This is a genomic window from Chitinolyticbacter meiyuanensis, assembly GCF_008033135.1.
GTDB classification, from domain to species: Bacteria; Pseudomonadota; Gammaproteobacteria; order Burkholderiales; family Chitinibacteraceae; genus Chitinolyticbacter; species Chitinolyticbacter meiyuanensis.
Genome location: NZ_CP041335.1, coordinates 2,572,764 through 2,590,109 on the forward strand (window position 1 = coordinate 2,572,764; position 17,346 = coordinate 2,590,109).

At 64.5% G+C, this 17,346-nt stretch carries 14 protein-coding genes; 7 read left to right on the forward strand and 7 right to left on the reverse strand.

Translation table 11 applies throughout. The features are described from left to right. Positions 1 to 179: 179 nt before the first annotated feature. Complete coding sequence (locus tag FLM21_RS12210; protein ID WP_148715825.1) at positions 180 to 866, forward strand: hypothetical protein; 687 nt, start codon at positions 180 to 182, stop codon at positions 864 to 866. Between the two features lie 44 nt (positions 867 to 910). Here the strand turns inward: FLM21_RS12210 and FLM21_RS12215 are convergent, their stop codons facing one another. Further along, a complete protein-coding gene (locus FLM21_RS12215; RefSeq protein WP_246120716.1) occupies positions 911 to 1,924 on the reverse strand; it encodes a transporter in 1,014 nt (337 codons plus the stop codon). Between the two features lie 164 nt (positions 1,925 to 2,088). Between FLM21_RS12215 and dinB the strand changes: the two genes are divergently transcribed. Beyond that, a complete protein-coding gene (gene dinB, locus FLM21_RS12220; protein WP_148715827.1) occupies positions 2,089 to 3,153 on the forward strand; it encodes a DNA polymerase IV in 1,065 nt (354 codons plus the stop codon). Positions 3,154 to 3,357: 204 nt separating this feature from the next. After that, positions 3,358 to 5,673 carry a carbohydrate-binding protein gene (locus FLM21_RS20845; protein WP_187359883.1) on the forward strand — a complete coding sequence of 772 codons (2,316 nt, stop codon included), beginning with the start codon at positions 3,358 to 3,360 and terminating at the stop codon, positions 5,671 to 5,673. Between the two features lie 40 nt (positions 5,674 to 5,713). On the opposite strand, the gene nudB is transcribed toward FLM21_RS20845, so the two are convergent. Beyond that, positions 5,714 to 6,157 (reverse strand): dihydroneopterin triphosphate diphosphatase, encoded by a 444-nt coding sequence (gene nudB / locus FLM21_RS12230; protein WP_148715828.1) that lies wholly within the window; start codon positions 6,155 to 6,157, stop codon positions 5,714 to 5,716. A gap of 46 nt (positions 6,158 to 6,203) precedes the next feature. On the opposite strand from nudB, the gene FLM21_RS12235 reads away from it, so the two are divergent. Then, positions 6,204 to 7,424 (forward strand): aminotransferase class V-fold PLP-dependent enzyme, encoded by a 1,221-nt coding sequence (locus FLM21_RS12235; protein ID WP_148715829.1) that lies wholly within the window; start codon positions 6,204 to 6,206, stop codon positions 7,422 to 7,424. Further along, complete coding sequence (locus tag FLM21_RS12240) at positions 7,421 to 7,819, forward strand: SufE family protein (RefSeq protein ID WP_148715830.1); 399 nt, start codon at positions 7,421 to 7,423, stop codon at positions 7,817 to 7,819. The genes FLM21_RS12235 and FLM21_RS12240 overlap by 4 nt, the downstream gene beginning before the upstream one ends. Here FLM21_RS12240 and FLM21_RS12245 read toward each other — a convergent pair. Further along, positions 7,816 to 8,571 carry an alpha/beta fold hydrolase gene (locus tag FLM21_RS12245; protein ID WP_148715831.1) on the reverse strand — a complete coding sequence of 252 codons (756 nt, stop codon included), beginning with the start codon at positions 8,569 to 8,571 and terminating at the stop codon, positions 7,816 to 7,818. The two genes, FLM21_RS12240 and FLM21_RS12245, sit on opposite strands and share 4 nt — an antisense overlap. 119 nt (positions 8,572 to 8,690) lie before the next feature. On the opposite strand from FLM21_RS12245, the gene FLM21_RS12250 reads away from it, so the two are divergent. Beyond that, entirely contained in the window at positions 8,691 to 9,434 is a 744-nt protein-coding gene (locus FLM21_RS12250; RefSeq protein WP_148715832.1) for a basic amino acid ABC transporter substrate-binding protein, read from the forward strand. 233 nt (positions 9,435 to 9,667) lie between these two features. Next, a complete protein-coding gene (locus tag FLM21_RS12255) occupies positions 9,668 to 10,708 on the forward strand; it encodes a GGDEF domain-containing protein (RefSeq protein ID WP_148715833.1) in 1,041 nt (346 codons plus the stop codon). Positions 10,709 to 10,797: 89 nt separating this feature from the next. Here the strand turns inward: FLM21_RS12255 and FLM21_RS12260 are convergent, their stop codons facing one another. From FLM21_RS12260 to FLM21_RS12275, 4 genes are read right to left on the reverse strand one after another with little or no spacing between them, the layout of a single operon-like run. Next, entirely contained in the window at positions 10,798 to 12,192 is a 1,395-nt protein-coding gene (locus FLM21_RS12260; RefSeq protein ID WP_148715834.1) for an efflux transporter outer membrane subunit, read from the reverse strand. Between the two features lie 11 nt (positions 12,193 to 12,203). Further along, entirely contained in the window at positions 12,204 to 15,353 is a 3,150-nt protein-coding gene (locus FLM21_RS12265; protein WP_148715835.1) for an efflux RND transporter permease subunit, read from the reverse strand. Between the two features lie 15 nt (positions 15,354 to 15,368). Continuing rightward, positions 15,369 to 16,556: an efflux RND transporter periplasmic adaptor subunit gene (locus tag FLM21_RS12270; protein WP_246120717.1), complete on the reverse strand. Its 1,188-nt coding sequence runs from the start codon at positions 16,554 to 16,556 to the stop codon at positions 15,369 to 15,371. A 53-nt stretch (positions 16,557 to 16,609) separates the two neighbouring features. Next, the gene (locus FLM21_RS12275) at positions 16,610 to 17,221 is read right to left on the reverse strand and encodes a TetR/AcrR family transcriptional regulator (protein WP_148715836.1); all 612 of its coding nucleotides are present in this window, start codon (positions 17,219 to 17,221) and stop codon (positions 16,610 to 16,612) included. Positions 17,222 to 17,346: the final 125 nt, after the last annotated feature.

Below are 17,346 nucleotides of genomic sequence, written 5' to 3' on the forward strand. Positions count from 1 at the left end.
CTTCAACTGTCGAGCGGAAAAACCGCGGCCCGACGCCGACCTGCCGCTGGGCCGACAAACCCGATAGTTCCAGAAAAACTAACCCATATATTTCATACAAAATATTGATTTAAGAAAGCAAAATCAGGGCAGTTTCACCAGTGCGTCTTCATCTGCACGCCTTCATGCCGGGAACGCTCATGGAAGTCATCATCGCCGCCATCCAGAAAACACCCATTCCCACCATCCTGATCCTCGCGGGCCTGTTCTTCCTGCTGCTGGGCTTTGTCTCCAAGCTGGGTGGGATGATCGAGGTGTCACCCGAGCAGAAGCGGCTGACCTTGCCGATTGGCCTGCTGGTACTGACACTGGGCCTGTTGCTGACCTTCATTCCCTCCTCGTCGCCAAAGGCCACCGCCGAGGAAGCGGCCGTCGATGCGGCCAAGCAACCCCAATCCGCGATCGTGCAGGCTGCGGCGCCTGCAGTGGAAACACCCATCGCCAGTGCGCCGCCAACAGCCCTGCCCGCCCCCACCAAGGCCCGTACCGCCGAAGCAACGCCAACACCGGTGGACGAAGAGACAGCCAGGAAAAATGCGCAGCAGGAACAGCTCGAACGCGAAGCCAAGCGCAAGACCGCCCACCGGACACGCTGGCCAGAGCGGGAATTCCCTGCGCCCAACGGCGGCCTGCTGGTGTACACCCTGATGCCCGACGGCAACCCAGCGTGTGCCTCCTACGATGGCGCGAATTGCCTATGGGGAAAAAGCTACGACGACATCGATTTCGACAAGATCGTGCCCCTCGCCTGTGGCGATGCCCATTACGCACAATGGAAAACCACCGGCTACGAGAATCCCAAGCACTGGTGCAACCTCGCCCGATAAGCGATGACACACGCTGGCTTGATCCCGCCGCCCAGGGTCTGCCATCAGCTCCGCTTGCGAAAGGCCCAACGCGCCGCCAGCAGCGTGAACCCAGCCACCAGCGCCACCAGCAACCAGAAACCATGCGGGTTGTCCGCGAGTGGTACGCCGCCGACGTTCATGCCGAAGAAGCCGGCAACGATGTTGATTGGCAGTGCCAGCACCGTGACCATGGTCAGCACGAACAGCGTGCGGTTGGTCTGCTCGTTCAGCGTGGCGGCAAGCTCCTCCTGCAGCAGCTTGATCCGCTCGACCAGCGCATGCAGATCGTTCAGCACCAGCGCACACTCTTCGGTGGCGGTGCGCAACTCGTCCACATCGCGTTCACGCAGCCAGTCCGGCGGACGGTTGAGCAAGCGGAACAGCGAGCCAGGCTCAGGTGCCAGCAGCCGCTGCACCCGCACCAGGCTGCGGCGCAGCGCCGCCAGCTCGGTACGGCTGTCATGCAACCGTTGCGCCAGCAGCCTGTCCTCGATCGCGTCGACCTGCGTCGCCGATTCGCGCACGATCTGCATCAACACGTCGGCCTGGTCGCGCAACAGATGCACCAGCAGTGCCAGCGGCGAATGGAAGCGCTCACGGTTCTTCACCGCAGCGCGCAGCCGATCGACCGAGCGCAGCGGCGTGGCCCGGGTGGTCACCAGCAGACGGCGCTGCGCGCATACCTGCAGCGTGGCGATCTCGAGCGTGGTCGCGCCAAATTCGAAGGTGACATCGTTGATCACTGCCAGCAACACCGGCGGCACGTGCTCGATACGGGTGGAACCAGGCCCGGCGCGGACCGCCTCGAAGAAGGCTTCCGGCAAGGCCAGCCGGCTGTGCAGCCAGCGCTCGCAGGCCGCATGCGCAAGATTGAAGTGCAGCCAGACAAAGTCGCCACTCTCATCCGCCGACGCCAGCCATGCCGCGGCGGTGTCGGAGTCGATCTCTCGCCCCGGCTCACCCGGAATGAAGCGGTAACCGGCAATCAGGCCGGCCTGGTCGGCGCCGTACTGGCCCTGCGCAACTGCGTGTTTCAATGATCCGGCCCCGCTGACGGCCACCGTCCGGCGCCCAGGCGCCGCCACGGCACTGGCCGAATCTGCCAGCATCCCCGATCAAGATTGCAGTTGTGCGTCCACGGCGCCGCTTGGCGCGCATGTAGAACGAACGTACAATTTAGCGTCGTTTGCAGGAGGCCGGCTTGGACATCGCCCGCAAGATCATCCATATCGATTGCGATTGCTTCTACGCCGCCGTGGAGATGCGCGACCGGCCGGAACTGCGTGATCTGCCGCTGGCCGTGGGCGGGCGGGCCGACCAGCGCGGCGTGATCTCCACCTGCAACTACGTGGCCCGGCGCTACGGCATCCATTCGGCGATGCCGACCAGCCGGGCGCTGCGGCTCTGTCCCACGCTGACCCTGCTGCCGCATTCGTTCGACCGCTATCGCGAGGCCTCACGCCGCGTGCATGCCATCTTCAAGGACTACACCGCGCACATCCAGCCACTGTCGCTGGACGAAGCCTATCTCGACGTGACCGGCAGCGCCCATTGCAAGGGCAGTGCCACGCTGATCGCCGAGGAGGTCCGCCGCCGTATCCGCGAGGAAGTTGGCATCACCGCCAGCGCCGGCATCGCGCCCAATAAGCTTTTGGCCAAGATCGCCAGCGACTGGAACAAGCCGGATGGCCAGTTCGTGATCCGGCCGCAGGACGTCGCCGATTTCATGCCGGAGCTGCCGATCGCCAAGCTGTGGGGCATAGGGCGGGTCACCGCCGAGCGGTTGGCACAGCAAGGCCTTGTCAGCTGCGGCGATGCGCAGACCTGGCCGCTGGAACGGCTGGTGAGCGAATTCGGCAATCTGGGGGCCTCGCTGTATAGCCAGTGCCGCGGCATCGATGAGCGGCCGGTGCACAACGACGGCGTGCGCAAGTCGCTGTCGGTGGAAACTACCTATGCGGAGGATCTGCCGGACCTCGCCAGTTGCATGGCCGCCTTGCCGCCGCTGTACGACGATCTGACTGCCCGGCTGGCGCGCCACGGCGGCACATTGCTGCCGCACAAGGCCGTGGTCAAGATCAAGTATCGCGACTTCACCCAGACCACCATCGAATGTGTGTGCCAGGAGCCGCGCAGCGATGTCTACCAGGCCTTGCTGGAGCGGGCTTGGCCGCGCGGTGCCAAGCCCGTGCGTTTGCTCGGCGTGGGTGTGCGCTTCGCCGAGGCGCCACAGCAGCAGGAGCGCGGCAGCCTGCCGCTCTGGTAACTGCCTGCTTTCGCCATTTTCAGGTTTTTCCGCACCGTTCGGCGCGTATTTTCCCCAACTTGACTACATATATTGCAACGCACAACGCCGTAGCAAAATAAATACGGCTACATTGTTGCATCGCAATATTTTCTCTTTATCATTTTGCTTGCGTCATATTTACTTACATATAACTGAACGCACGATTTGATCTGGAGAGGAAACATGCAAACCCTGAGTCAACGGTTGCGCACCGTTCTTGCGCTCGCCAGCTTCGGGCTGGCCGCGGCGGCTGCCCAAGCAGCGCCGTGCGAACCACCCTGGCAGGAAGGCCCCAGCTATGCCGCTGGGCAACTGAGCAGCTATGCCGGCCACAACTACCAGGCGCTGGTCACCCACATCGCCTATATCGGCGCCAACTGGAACCCGCCCGCCACGCCCACGCTGTGGCGCGACCTCGGCAACTGCGACAGCAGCGCCACGCCCGTGCCTGCCACGCCGACACCGGTAACACCAGCGCCGGTCACCCCGACGACGCCTTCCCCGGTCAGCCCGACCCCCATCACACCATCGCCGCTTCCTCCCACGCTCACGCCCAGCCCGTCCCCCCAACCGACCAGCACGCCGGTCCCGACCACGCCAATCACCCCTACGCCCGCAAACAGCAATTGCCAGGCTGCAGCGTGGAACGCCACCACCGCCTATACCGGCGGCGCGCGCGTCAGTGCCGGCAACAACATCTACCAGGCCCGCTGGTGGACACAGGGCAACGATCCAACCCAATCCGATGCCTGGGGGCCGTGGAGCATCGTTTCCGAATGCGCCAACGTGCCCACCGAGCCACCCGGCACCGACAAGATCGTGATCACCGAGCTTGCCGCTGCCAACAATGCGGCCGAAGGTGCGTGGCTGGAAATTCATAACGCAGGTGACACCGAATACGACCTTTCCGGCGCCATGCTACGTACCCGCCGCACCTACGATTGCCTGCCGCCGTGCCCGGTCAACCAGTACACCGTGCCGGCCGGCACGCGCATCGCGGCACGCGGCTTCCTGGTGATTGCTGCCACTGCCGATCCCAACCCGCACTCATCGAGCACGCTGCTCTACGTAGCGGATCCTGCGCAGTACCCGGCCTGGAGCAGTGCCGGCTATGCCGAGCTGCTCTCAAAGGCAGGCCGGACCATCGATTTCGTCCGCTTCGGCGACGATCTCGCGCAACCGACAACCGCGACAGCCTGGATCGGCAGCAATGTGGCGCAGTTGCCAATCGGTCGTGCCGCGCTTGGCAAGTCGCTGGTGCGGCCGTTCCCGCTGCAGCCAGACAGCAATGCCGCCGCAGACTGGCGCCTGGTACCGTTCTCGACGCCGGGTGGCGTGAACGATGTGGCAGCGGATGCCGTCGACAGCGACAACGACGGCATTCCCGATGCAGCCAAGCGCCCAGGCGGCAGCTACGGTGGCATCGACTTCTATGCGTTGGGTGCCCGCCCCGGTCGCCGCGATGTATTCATCCAGGTCGACTGGATGCCGAGCAGCGATCCGGCCACCACACCACGCAAGGAAGCACTGGACCTGGTCGTGGCCGCCTTCGCCCGCCGTGGCATTGCGCTGCATTTCGACGCTGGCACCCTGTTCAGCCCCAGCCTCAATCCGGCGCTCTACAACCTGGGTGGTGGCCGCGCGCTGACCTATACGCCATGCGTCTCGATGAACTGGACCACCAGCACCGAGTGCCCATCGATCTACGAGTACAAGCTGGGCGTCGATGTGCGCCGACGCCAGAGCTTCCACTACCTGGTGTTCGGTGGCTCGCAGAACGGCGACGGCAGCGGCGGCAGTTCCGGCCGCGCCGAATTGCCGGGCAACGACCTGATCGTGACGCTGGGCGGCTGGCAGCTCTCCACCGCCACGCCGACCGACCTGCAGATCCTGATCAACTACCAGGCCGGCACCATCATGCACGAGCTCGGCCACAACCTCGGCCTGTTCCACGGTGGCGATGACGGCAACAACAACAAGCCGAACTACCTCAGCGTGATGAACTACCTGTACCAGCTCACCGGTGTGGGTAACGATGCCAAGACCGATGAGGCGGTACAGCGCTGGTATGCCGCGCACGGTATCGGGGGCTATGGCGGCTATTGCGCGCTGGCCAACGGCCCGTGCACCACGACGATGAACATCGACTTTTCCGATGGCAGCGGCACGGCACTGAACGAGGGTGCGCTGAAGGAGGCCGACCTACTCGGCCGCGGCGCCTATGCTGGCGTGTACGCCGACTGGAACGACAACAAGTACGCCGATGCCGCAACCTACGCGCTCGACCTGAGCCAGGACGGCAGCAATGCGGTGCTGCGCGACTACAACGATTGGGCCAACATCCAGCTGCCGTTCGCCCGCTACGGCAGCGTGCTGAACGGCCAGCAATCGACCAGCGTCACACCGAAGGCGGTGGTGCCCAACCCGGTGCAGCAGGATAAACAGCGCTTGTCCGACGAAGCGCCGCACCCGGCTTGGCAAGTGCCCGCCAAGCACTGACCGGCACGGGCCGCCTCCAGGCGGCCCTGCTTATCCCGCTTCAGTGACCGAGGCGTTCCGGCAGTTGCCGAATCGCCTCGGCATTCGATGGGGAGAACACCAGCTCGGCCGCCTGTTGCCATGGCACCCAGCGAAAGCGCCGATGCTCACGCGGCGCCAGTTGCGGCAATACCGCCTCCGGCAGTTGCAGGCTGAACACGTGCTCAGTGTTCATCGTCACGCCCGGCGCATAGCGATGGCGCCACACCTCGAAGATCTCGTACTGGTTGCTGGTCTGCCAGTCGCGTAATACGGCTGGATTGGCGGTAATACCGGTTTCCTCCAGCACCTCGCGCCTGGCCGTGTCGCACAGCGCTTCCTCACCCTCGCGGCTGCCGGTAACCGATTGCCAGGCCTCGGCAAAATCGTTGCGTTCCAGCAGCAGCACCTGCAGATCCGGCGTGTGGATGACGACGAGGACGGAGACGGGTTGTTTGTAGGCCATGACGGGCATTATACAATTGCCGACAGCCCTTACTGCGAGCCGTTCCGTGCCCTCTGCTCCCTTCGATGCCGCGCGGCTGCGTGCCGAATTCCCCCTGCTCGCCAGCCAGCCGGAACTCGTCTACCTCGACAACGCGGCCACCACGCAAAAACCGCTGGCCGTGCTGGAGGCCGAGCGCCGCTACTACGAAAGCGCCAACGCCAACGTCCACCGCAGCGCGCACCGGCTGGCGCATGCCGCCACCGAGGCCTTCGAGGATGCCCGCCGCACGGTTGCCGCCTTCCTCAACGCAGCCGATCACAGCGAGATCGTATTTACCCGCGGCAGCACCGAAGCGATCAATCTCGTTGCCCATAGTTGGGGCCGCAGCCAGCTGCAGGCGGGTGACGAGATCATCGTCTCCGCGCTGGAGCACCACGCCAATATCGTGCCGTGGCAGCTGGTCGCGGCCGAGCGCGGCGCGCGCATCGTACCGGTGCCAGTGTTGGCCAACGGCAGCCTCGACATGGCCGCCTTTGCCGCAGCATTGAGCCCACGCACCCGGCTTGTTGCCGTCACCGCGCTGTCCAACGCCATCGGCACCCGGCCCGACCTGCCCGCCATCATCGCCGCCGCCCACGCAGTAGGCGCACTGGTGCTGGTCGACGCCGCCCAGGCCGCCGCCCACGATGTGCTGGACGTGCAAGCGCTGGCTGCGGACTTCATGGTGTTCTCCGGCCACAAGGTGTACGGCCCGACCGGCATCGGCGTGCTATGGGGCCGTGCCGCGTTGTTCGACACGATGCCGCCCTGGCAAGGCGGCGGCGAAATGATCGAGCGCGTCAGCTTTACCGGTACCACCTTCAACCGGCCGCCGTATCGCTTCGAGGCCGGCACGCCGCCGGTAGCACAGGCAGTCGGCCTTGCCGCAGCCTTGCGCTGGCTGCAGCAACTCGATCGCGCTGCACTAGCGGCCCATGAGGACAGCTTGCGGCAGCGTCTAGAAGCGCAACTTGTCCAGCGCGACGATGTGACCCTCGTCGGCACGGCTGCCGGCAAAGGGCCACTGACCTCGCTCGCCTTTACCCACGCTCACCCTTATGACGTGGCGCAGTTCCTCGACGCACGAGGCGTTGCAGTGCGGGTCGGCCACCATTGCGCACAGCCGCTGCTCGACGCCCTTAATCTTTCTTCAACCTTGCGAATTTCATTTTCCGCGTACAATACCCAGCGCGATGTCGATACGGTCCTTGCCGCGATCGACGATACGCTGGAGCTGCTTGCATGATGCCCGACCGCGTCACCCTCACCCGCCAGATCCTGGCTGCCGGCAGTTGGGAGGCGAAGAACCGCCTGCTGGTACAGGTGGCGCGCGAGCTGCCGGAACTCACTGCCGGGGAGCGCAGCGAGGCAAACCGGGTGCACGGTTGTGAAAGCAACGTCTGGCTGATCACGCATTGGCAGGACGCTAGACTGACGCTGCGGCTCGACAGCGATTCGCGGGTGATCAAGGGGCTCCTGGCCCTGGTGCTGGCAGCCTACGACGGCCAGCCGCGCACCGCCATCGCAGGCATCGATTTCAACGGCTGGCTGGCCGAACTGGGGCTTGCCCGGTTTTTGAGTTCATCGCGCGCCAACGGCCTGGCGGCCATCGTCCAGCGCATCCGCGACCAGGCGGCCTAACTGCCGACACGCACGCGCTCGAGCAAGGCGGCGACCTCGCGGACTACCAGTTCCGGCTCGCTCAACTGCGGGAAATGGCCACTGCGCGCAGCCAAGCGCTGCACACCGAGCGGCGACAAACTGGCCAGCGCCGCCTGATGGCGGCCGCGCACTGCAAAGGCTGCACCACCGCCCAGCCGTGGCGGCTTGGTGCCGCTCAATACCGTGAGCGGAATGGGCGGAAATGCCGGTGCCGCAACCAACTCGGCCAGCGTTTGCGGCAGCTGCGCCACTTCGCCGAGCGGATCGCGCGGTGACAGCCGCTCCACCACGCGATGCAACGTGCGCAGCAACGGCGTTTCCAGTTCAGCCATGGCGGCTACGTCATCCGGTGCGGTTGACTCCAACAGCAATACCCCCGCCACTTCGGCCGGATGGTGCCGGGCATACAGGTTCACCACCAGCCCACCCAGTGAATGCCCCACCAGCACATAGGGCGGCGCCAATGACACGGCCTGCAGCAGTGCACGCAGCGCCGCCACCATGGCCGTGCCATGTTGTGCCGACATGGGCCGAGGGCTACGACCGAGCCCGGGGCGATTGTAGGCCAGCACCCGGCCCAAGCCGTTGAGGTCTGGCCAGACGCGGAACCAGCCTTCCAGCGGCCCGCCCGCGCCATTGACCAGCACGATGGCCGGGCCTTCGCCTGCCAGTGCGTATTCAACATCACCATCAGGCAGTGCGATCAGATGTTTTTGCGGCAGCGTGGGCATGGGCAGCTCCGTGACAAGGCGCCGCCCAAGATAGCAGCCCATTGTGGATTTCTCGAATTGCCCCGGCATGGTGCATCGGCGCATGCTCGGAGTGCCTTGATTTCACAGAGGAAATATCCATGCCCCGCTTTTCCCAACTTGCCGCCCTGCTCGTTGCCGGCCTGACTTTCGCCACAGCCTACGCCGAGCGGCCGTACACCGTCGGCACCGAAGCAACGTTCGCGCCGTTCGAATCGCTGAACGAGAAGCAGGAAGTGGTGGGGTTCGATGCCGACCTGATGCACGCGATCGCGGCCAAGGGTGGATTCTCGGTGAAGCTGATCAACACGCCTTGGGAAGGTCTGTTCGTTGGCCTCGCCAATGGTGATCGCGATATCGTCGCCGCGGCGGTCACCATCACCGAAGAGCGCCGGAAGACGGTGGACTTCTCCGAGCCCTACTTCGAGGCCAAGCAACTGATCGTGGTCGGTAACGGCAGCAAGGTGGCCAAGCTGGCCGATCTCAAGGGCAGGAAGGTGGCGGTGCAGACCGGCACCACCGGCGATATCGTGGCGCAAAAACACTATGGCAAGACCAGCCCGGACATCAAGCGCTTCGAGAGCATCGTGCTGGCGCTGCAGGAGCTGCGCAGTGGTGGTGTCGATGCCGTCATTGCCGACAACGGCGTGGTGCGCAATTACCTGGTGAACAATCCTGGCGCCAAGCTCAAGCTGGTGGATGATCCGAGCTTCGACAAGGAGCATTACGGCATCGCGGTGAAGAAGGGCAACAAGGCACTGCTCGCCAAGATCAACAAGGGCCTTGCCGCCATCAAGGCCGATGGCAGCTACGACCGAATCTATGCCAAGTACTTCGGCAAATAAGCCCATCCGGCCTGGCAAGGCGCCGATGGCTCGCACCCCAGCGTCGGGTGCTGACCGGATGGCGATGCTCCACCTAGAAAAGCCCCGCCGTTGCGGGGTTTTGTTTCTAGTACTGCACCGGCCTTGGCACGCCAGTCGCTTGCCCGCAACGGGCGACAATGAGATGCTGACAGCCTCGGTCTGGGTTGTCAGAATCGTCTGACAACTGCCCCGCCTCCTGCAAGAGCATGCCCATGTCGGATCCATTGATTTCGCATCTTTCGGCCACGCTGGCCACGGAAAAGACCTTCGAAGGGCTGGTGCGCCAGCTCCTGGTGATGCTGGAATTGGTCACCGATCTGGAGTCGACCTACCTGACCCGGATCGACCTGGGCGCCAGCCTGCAAAGCATCCTTTATTCGCGCAATACCCAGACGCTGACCATCCCCGAGGGGCTCTCGGTGCCATGGGGCGATACGCTGTGCAAGCGCGCGCTGGACGAGCAACGGCCGTTTACCAACGACGTGGCCACGCACTGGGGCGATTCCGATGCTGCCCGCGCACTCGGCATCGCAACCTATGCCAGCACGCCCATCCGGCTGGAAGACGGCAGCCTCTATGGCACGCTGTGCGCCGCAAGCTCGGCGCGCAAGCCACTCACCGACAGGGGCGCGCAAGTGCTGCAGCTGTTTGCCGAGCTGATTGCCCAGCACATCCAGAAGGAGCTGTTGCTGCAGCAACTGCAAGCGGCCAACGAGGCACTGCGGACCCACTCGTATACCGACGTGCTCACAGGGCTACCCAATCGCCGCGCGGTGTTCGAAGAGCTGCCACGGCTGTTTGCCCTGGCGCAACGTGCCGGGCAGCAAGTGCTGATCGCCTTCGTCGACCTCGATGGCTTCAAGTCGATCAACGACCAATTCGGCCACGAAGCCGGCGACGCCTTTCTGGTCGCAGCAGGCCAGCGATTGCTCGAAGGGCTGCGCGCCGGCGACATCCTCGGGCGCCTCGGCGGTGATGAATTCGTCGTCGCCGGCCTCGGCCCTGCCCCCGACGAAAATGCCGCTACCGCTGCAGTGGCCCTGCGCCAGCGACTGGCTCCGTTGCTGCAAGGGCATTTCGACCTGGGTGCACGGACCATCGAATATTTGGGCGCCAGCATCGGCACCCTGCCGGTGGACCCGGCAATCATTGCGCCGGAAGAAGCACTGCGCCTTGCCGATGCTGCGATGTATCTGGAAAAGAAGATCCGCAAGCAAGCGGGCACCGTGCCCTACCACCTATCCGGCACGTGAAGTTGCTGCGATGCCCTTTGCTGCCAGATCCGATTCCCGAGCATGAAAAAGCCCCGCCGGTAGGCGGGGCTAAGGCTGGATGACACCAATCAGCTGCGATCGAGCGGCTGCTGGGCATCGCCGCCGAGGGCCTTGTAGGCCTCGGCCGTAACGGCAAGCCGCGCACGCGCGGCATCGATCAGGTTCTGTTCCGACAGGTAGAGCGCACGCTGGGCGTCGAGCACGTCGAGATATCCGACGAGACCGGCGTCGTAGCGCGCCTGGGCCACCTTCAGCCGGTCGCGCTGCTTCATCACCGCCGCTTCCAATGCTTCCACATAGGCCTGCTGCCCCGCCTGGTCCGACAGTACATCGGCCACTTCCTGGAAGGCGACTTGCACGGTCTTCTCGTACTGGGCGACCGCAATCACCTTGCGCGCCTCGGCCAGATCGAGGTTGGCCTGGTTGCGACCAAAGTCGAAGATCGGCAGCGTGATCTGCGGTGCGAAGCTCCAGGCACGGGTGCCACCGCCAAACAGGTCGGACAGCTCGGCACTGGCGCTGCCGGCCGAGCCGGTCAGCGTAATGGTCGGGAAGAACGCGGCACGGGCGGCACCAATGTTGGCATTGGTGGCCTGCAGCGCGTACTCGGCCTGGCGCACGTCCGGCCGCGCCAGCAGCACGTCGGATGACAATCCATCCGGCACCCGGGTATTGGGCAGCGTACTGGTCAGCGCGGTGGCGGCCGGTGGAATGACGACCTCCTTGCCGACCAGCACCTGCAGCGCATGGCGGGCATTGCGCGCCTGGCGTTCCAGATTGGCCTGGCTGGCGCGCGATTCGGCGACCAGCGCATCGGCCTGCAGCGCATCGAGCCGGTTCGACAGGCCGGTTTCCAGCCGGCGATTCACCACACGGGCGCTGGCGGAGAGGCTGTCCACCGTCTTTTTGGCGTAGTCGGCACGCTCTTCGAACGCGCGCAGATTCCAGTAGGCGTTGGCCACGTCGCCGATCAGCGTCACGCGTACCGCGCGTTGCGCTTCTTCGGTGGCGAAGTACTGGGCGCGGGCGGCGTCGGACAGGCTCTTCACCCGGCCCCAGAAATCGAGCTCGAACGAGGTGATGCCGATGTTGGCGTCGTAGCGCCGGCTGGTCGCGGCATCACCCCCGGTGATTGCTTCCGGTGTGCGGGCGGCCTGCATGCCGCCGCCGATGCCCACCGTGGGCAGGCGGTCGGCACGGGTGATGCCGTAGAGGGCGCGCGCTTCCTCGATCCGGGCGGTGGCCACGGCGAGGTCGCGGTTGTTTTCCAGCGCTGCGGCGATCAGGTCCTTGAGCGCGGGATCGGCGAACCACTCCTGCCAGGCCGGCAGCGTGGCCGAGCCGGTGGCCTCGGCGCCGATGCCAGCCGGCACCGGCAGCGCCGGGCGCTGGTAGGTCGGCGCCATCGAGCATGCGGCGAGCAGCGCCACGATGGGCAATACAGCGAAAGTCTTGTGTCTCATGCTACTCATCCTTAGCGGTGGTCGTCGGCAGGAACGGGATCGACATTGCGTTCCACCACTGCGGTCTTGTCCGGGAAGAAGCGGCGCACCACCACGTAGAACACCGGGACCAGGAACACGGCGAGCACAGTGGCGGCGATCATGCCGCCGACCACGCCGGTGCCCAGCGCGTGACGGCTTTGCGAACCGGCACCGGAGCTGATGGCCAGCGGCATCACGCCGGCGATGAAGGCGATCGATGTCATCAGGATCGGGCGGAACCGCAGGCGACACGCTTCCAGTGTGGCCTCCACCAAGCCCTTGCCCTGCCGCTGCAGTTCACGGGCGAACTCGACGATCAGAATCGCGTTCTTCGACGACAAACCAATGATCGCGATCAAACCCACCTTGAAGTACACGTCGTTCGGCAGGCCGCGCAGCGTCATTGCCAACACCGCACCGAAGATACCCAGCGGCACCACCCACAGCACGGCAAACGGGATGGACCAGCTCTCATACAGCGCGGCCAGGCACAGGAACACCACCAGGATGGACAGCGCGAACAGCGCCGGCGCCTGGTCACCCGACAGGCGTTCCTCATACGAGGTGCCGGACCACTCGAAGCCCACGCCAGCCGGCAACTTGGCGGCAATGTCTTCCATCGCCTGCATCGCATCACCGGAACTCTTGCCCGGTGCCGGGTTACCAGCGATCTTGTACGACGGCAGGCCGTTGTAGCGATCGAGTTTGGCCTCACCGACCACCCAGGCCACGGTGGCAATTTCGGACAGCGGTACCAGCTCGCCTGTACGAGTCTTCACCTGCAGCTTGAGCAAGTCCTCCGGATCGGTCCGCGCATCCGGCGTGGCCTGCATCAGCACACGCAGGATGCGGCCTTCGCGCACGAAGTCATTGGCGTAGGCTGAGCCGAGTGCCACCGACAGCGTGGCGTTGAGCTCGCTCTGGTCAATGCCAAGTTGGCTGGCCTTGACCTTGTTCACCTCCAGGAATACCTGCGGACCCGGCTCCTGGCCTTCAGGGCGAACACCAACCAGATTGGGGTTCTGGCTCGCCATGCCCAGCAGCATGTTCCGCGCGGTCAGCAACTGCTCGCGGCCAATACCGCCCCGGTCTTGCAGGCGGAAATCGAAACCGCCCACCGATGCCAGTTCCGGAATCGGCGGCACGTTGGTCGAGAAGATGAACGCCTGCTTGAGCTGGAACAGCGTCATGTTGGCTGCGCCGACCAGCGAGTCGATGTCAGAGCCTTCCGTCTTGCGTTCGCTCCAGTCTTTCAGCGTGACAAACGCCAGTGCGGCATTCTGGCCACGACCAAAGAACGAGAAGCCGACCACCGACACCACGCGATCCACCGCCGGTTGCGACATGAAGTGCTTCTCCACCTGCTGCATCACTTCCAGCGTGCGCTCGCGGGTGGCGCCAGCTGGCAGCTGCACCACGTTGATGAAGTAACCCTGGTCTTCTTCCGGCAGGAAAGAGCCCGGCAGGCGCATGAACAGCCAGGTGGTGATGCCCAGGATCACGGCGAACGACACCAGGGCGATGCCGCTGCGACGCAGCAGCTTGCCGACCCAGCCCTCATAGCCATTGGTCATTGCCGCGAACTTGCGGTTGAACCAGCCAAAGAAGCCCTTGGAGCCATGGCCTTCCTCACCCTTCTTGATCGGCTTGAGCAAGGTGGCGCACAGCGCCGGGGTGAGCGTCAGCGCCATCAGCGCCGAGAAGAACATGGTCAGCACCAGCGTGACCGAGAACTGGCGGTAGATCGCGCCGACCGAGCCGGAGAAGAATGCCATCGGGATGAACACCGCCGTCAGCACCAGCGTGATCGCGATGATGGCCGACACGATCTGGCCCATGGCCTTCTGCGTGGCTTCGCGCGGCGCCAGACCCTCCTCGCTCATGATCCGCTCGACGTTCTCGATTACCACGATGGCATCGTCAACCAGGATGCCGATTGCCAGCACCATGGCAAACATGGTCAATACGTTGATCGAATAACCAAGGAGGTACAGCCCCAGCAATGCACCTGCCAGCGCAATCGGCACCACGATGGTCGGAATGAGCGTCGCGCGCAGATTGCCAAGGAACAGATACATCACGATGAACACCAGCACGATGGCTTCGGCCAGGGTCTTGAGCACTTCCTCGATCGAGATCTTCACGAACTTGGAGGTGTCGTACGGCAGCTCCCAGCTCACGCCGGCCGGGAAGTACTTGGCAAGCTCGGCCATGCGGGTGCGGATGGCATTTGCGGTCTCGACCGCGTTGCCGTCCGGCGACAGCTTCACGCCGATGGCGGCGATGGGCTTGCCATTGAGGCGCGCGCTCACGTCATAGCTGGCGGCGCCAAGCTCGACGCGGGCCACATCCTTCAGCCGTACCAGCGCGCCATTGCCACCGTCGCGCAGCACGATGTTGCCGAACTCCTCCGGCGTCACGTAACGGCCCTGCGTCACCACGGTGGCAGTGAACTGCTGCCCCTTGGAGGCCGGCAGCGCGCCGATCTCGCCAGTGGCCAATTGCACATTCTGTGCACGCACCGCAGCCAGCGCTTCTGCCGGGCTCATCTTGTAGCCGGCGAGCTTGGCCGGATCCAGCCAGATCCGCATTGCGTACTCGGAGCCGAACAATTGGGCCTCGCCCACACCCGGCACACGACGTAGTGCATCGATCACGTTGGCGTTCACATAGCTGCCCAGCGCCACGTCGTCATAACTGCCGTCCGGCGAGAACAAGGTGAGGAACAGCAGGTAATTGTCGCGTGCCTTCAACACCTGCACGCCCTGCTGCCGTACTTCCTCCGGCAGGCGGGCCTCGACGCGCTTGATGCGGTTCTGCGCATCGACCGAGGCGATGTCGAGATCGGTACCGGTCTGGAACGTCAGCGAGATGGTCATGTTGCCCGAGCTATCGCTTTCGGACGACATGTACAGCAGGTTCTCGATGCCGTTCATTTCCTGTTCGATCAGCGCGGTGACGGTCTCTTCGACCACCTTGGCACTGGCACCGGGATAGGACGTGGTGATCGACAACGCGGGCGGTGCCACATCCGGATACTGCGCGATCGGCAGCGAGCGCATCGCCAGCAGGCCGGCGAGCACGATGATGATGGCGATCACCCACGCAAAGATGGGACGATCGATAAAGAAACGAGCCATGGATGGATGCTCCCCTTATTGCTTCTGAGCCGGCGCCGAGGCCTTCTGGGCTTGCGGCGCGGCTGCGGCGGCCTCGTCGATAGGCTTCACCGGCGCGCCGGGACCGACCTTCTGCAGGCCGTCGACAATGACCTTCTCGCCGTTCTTCAGGCCGCTGGTGATGATCCAGTCACGGCCGGAGAAGCCCCCGGTCTTCACCGGACGGACCTGTACCTTGTTGTCGCCACCGACCACGTAGACGAACTGGCCTTGCGGGTTCGACAGGATGGCGCGTTGCGGCACCTTGACCGCGCCGCCGACGGCGCCCTGGGCAAAGCGCACCGTGGCGAACATGCCCGGCAGCAGCAGGCGATCCGGGTTGGCGAATTCGGCGCGCAGCGTGACGGTGCCGGTGGCCGGATCAACCGTCTGTTCCGAGAACAGCAGCTTGCCCTTCTGGCTGTAGACCGAGCCATCTTCCAGCACAATCTCGACCGGCAGGTCGGCGGCCTTCATCTGACCAGCCTGGATCGCGCGCTTCAGGCGCAGCAGGTCGGCACCGGATTGGGTGAAGTCGACGTAGATCGGATCGAGCTGTTCGATGGTGGCAAGGTGAGTCGCCTCGCCCTTGCCGACCAGCGCGCCTTCCGTGACGAAGGCCCGGCCGATGCGGCCGGAAATCGGTGCGTAGACGCTGGCGTGGGCCACATCGATCTCGGCCTGCTTCACCGCGGCATCGCTGCTGGCCACGTCGGCTTGCGCCTGCTTCAGCTGCGATTCGGCCTGATCGAGTTCCTGCTTCGATACACCCTGATCATTGATCAGCTTGCGATAACGCTCCACCGTCTGGCGTGCGATCTCGACATTGGCGCGCGCCTTGGCAGAGTTGGCCCGTGCGGCGGACAAGGCCGCAGCCAGCGTGCCCTGGTCGATCTGGAACAGCGACTGGCCGGCCCGGACCTCCCCACCTTCGGTGAACAGCCGTTTTTCCAGGATGCCCTCGACCCGGGCGCGCACTTCGGCGGTACGGAAGGCGGTGATGCGGCCGGTCAGATCGCGGGTGACGGCGGCGTCACCGGTGTGGGCGGTGGCAACCACCACCTCGGCCGGTGGCATCTGGCCACCCTGCCCACCCTGGGCCTGGTCGCCCCCCTTGCCACACGCAGCCAGTGCCAGGGTCACTGCCACGGACAACGCCAGTGTTTTGCTAAGCGGATGCATCATGAGCTCCTTGTTTTGGGTATGCGGTAAAACGGTGCCGGCTTGCGCCGGCGAAATCAGGATTCGATCGGTACGGCATAGACGCGGGAAAACAGCTCCAGCGCCCGCTTCACCTTGGCCGGTTCATCACGCGGATCGAGCATCGGCCCGCCCAGCACCAGTGCCATATGGTCGGCACTCACCAGCATGTCGAGCAGGATGTGGGCGGCCTCGAGCGGATCTTCCCGCCGCAGCTGGCCCTCGTTCATCGCCTGCTCGAGCACGTCGCCGATCTGACGCCGACTGTAGAGGAAGCAGTTTTCATACATGCGGCCAGCAAGCTCGGGAAAGCGCTGCGCTTCGCTGGTCAGCAAGCGGTGCAGATTGATTGCCTCGGGTGCCAGCACGCGTTCGCGAAAGCGCTGGCCGAAGTTGTAGAGCCGGCTGTGCCAGTCACCTTCTTCGGCGGCCAGCATGGCAAACAGCTCCTTCACGGCCTTGCCCATGGCGGCGCTGAACAGCGCTTCCTTGCTGCCGAAGTGGTTGTAGATGGTCTGGCGCGCCACCTGAGCACGCTGAGCCACCGTATCGATGCTGGTGCGGTAGCCGGTTTCGCAGAACACCTCGAAGGCGGCGTCGAGCACGCGGGAGGCGCAATCAGCGCCTGGGCAGGAGGAAAGCGGGGACATCGTGCAACGGGGAGTAGACTGGACGGTACAGTCTACTTTGAAATCGTCAGCGCCGTAAATGCCGTTTCATGTGCTGACCCGTTTCATCACAGCCATGCCCTCCCCGCCTGTAGTGCCAGCGGACA

What these genes read in the sequence shown, in the direction of transcription:
- FLM21_RS12210 (WP_148715825.1), top strand. Translation starts at nt 180, where the DNA reads ATGGAAGTCATCATCGCCGCCATCCAGAAAACACCCATTCCCACCATC.
- FLM21_RS20845 (WP_187359883.1), top strand. Translation starts at nt 3,358, where the DNA reads ATGCAAACCCTGAGTCAACGGTTGCGCACCGTTCTTGCGCTCGCCAGC.
- nudB (WP_148715828.1), bottom strand. Translation starts at nt 6,157, where the DNA reads ATGGCCTACAAACAACCCGTCTCCGTCCTCGTCGTCATCCACACGCCG.
- FLM21_RS12240 (WP_148715830.1), top strand. Translation starts at nt 7,421, where the DNA reads ATGATGCCCGACCGCGTCACCCTCACCCGCCAGATCCTGGCTGCCGGC.
- FLM21_RS12245 (WP_148715831.1), bottom strand. Translation starts at nt 8,571, where the DNA reads ATGCCCACGCTGCCGCAAAAACATCTGATCGCACTGCCTGATGGTGAT.
- FLM21_RS12250 (WP_148715832.1), top strand. Translation starts at nt 8,691, where the DNA reads ATGCCCCGCTTTTCCCAACTTGCCGCCCTGCTCGTTGCCGGCCTGACT.
- FLM21_RS12255 (WP_148715833.1), top strand. Translation starts at nt 9,668, where the DNA reads ATGTCGGATCCATTGATTTCGCATCTTTCGGCCACGCTGGCCACGGAA.
- FLM21_RS12260 (WP_148715834.1), bottom strand. Translation starts at nt 12,192, where the DNA reads ATGAGACACAAGACTTTCGCTGTATTGCCCATCGTGGCGCTGCTCGCC.
- FLM21_RS12265 (WP_148715835.1), bottom strand. Translation starts at nt 15,353, where the DNA reads ATGGCTCGTTTCTTTATCGATCGTCCCATCTTTGCGTGGGTGATCGCC.
- FLM21_RS12270 (WP_246120717.1), bottom strand. Translation starts at nt 16,556, where the DNA reads ATGATGCATCCGCTTAGCAAAACACTGGCGTTGTCCGTGGCAGTGACC.
- FLM21_RS12275 (WP_148715836.1), bottom strand. Translation starts at nt 17,221, where the DNA reads ATGTCCCCGCTTTCCTCCTGCCCAGGCGCTGATTGCGCCTCCCGCGTG.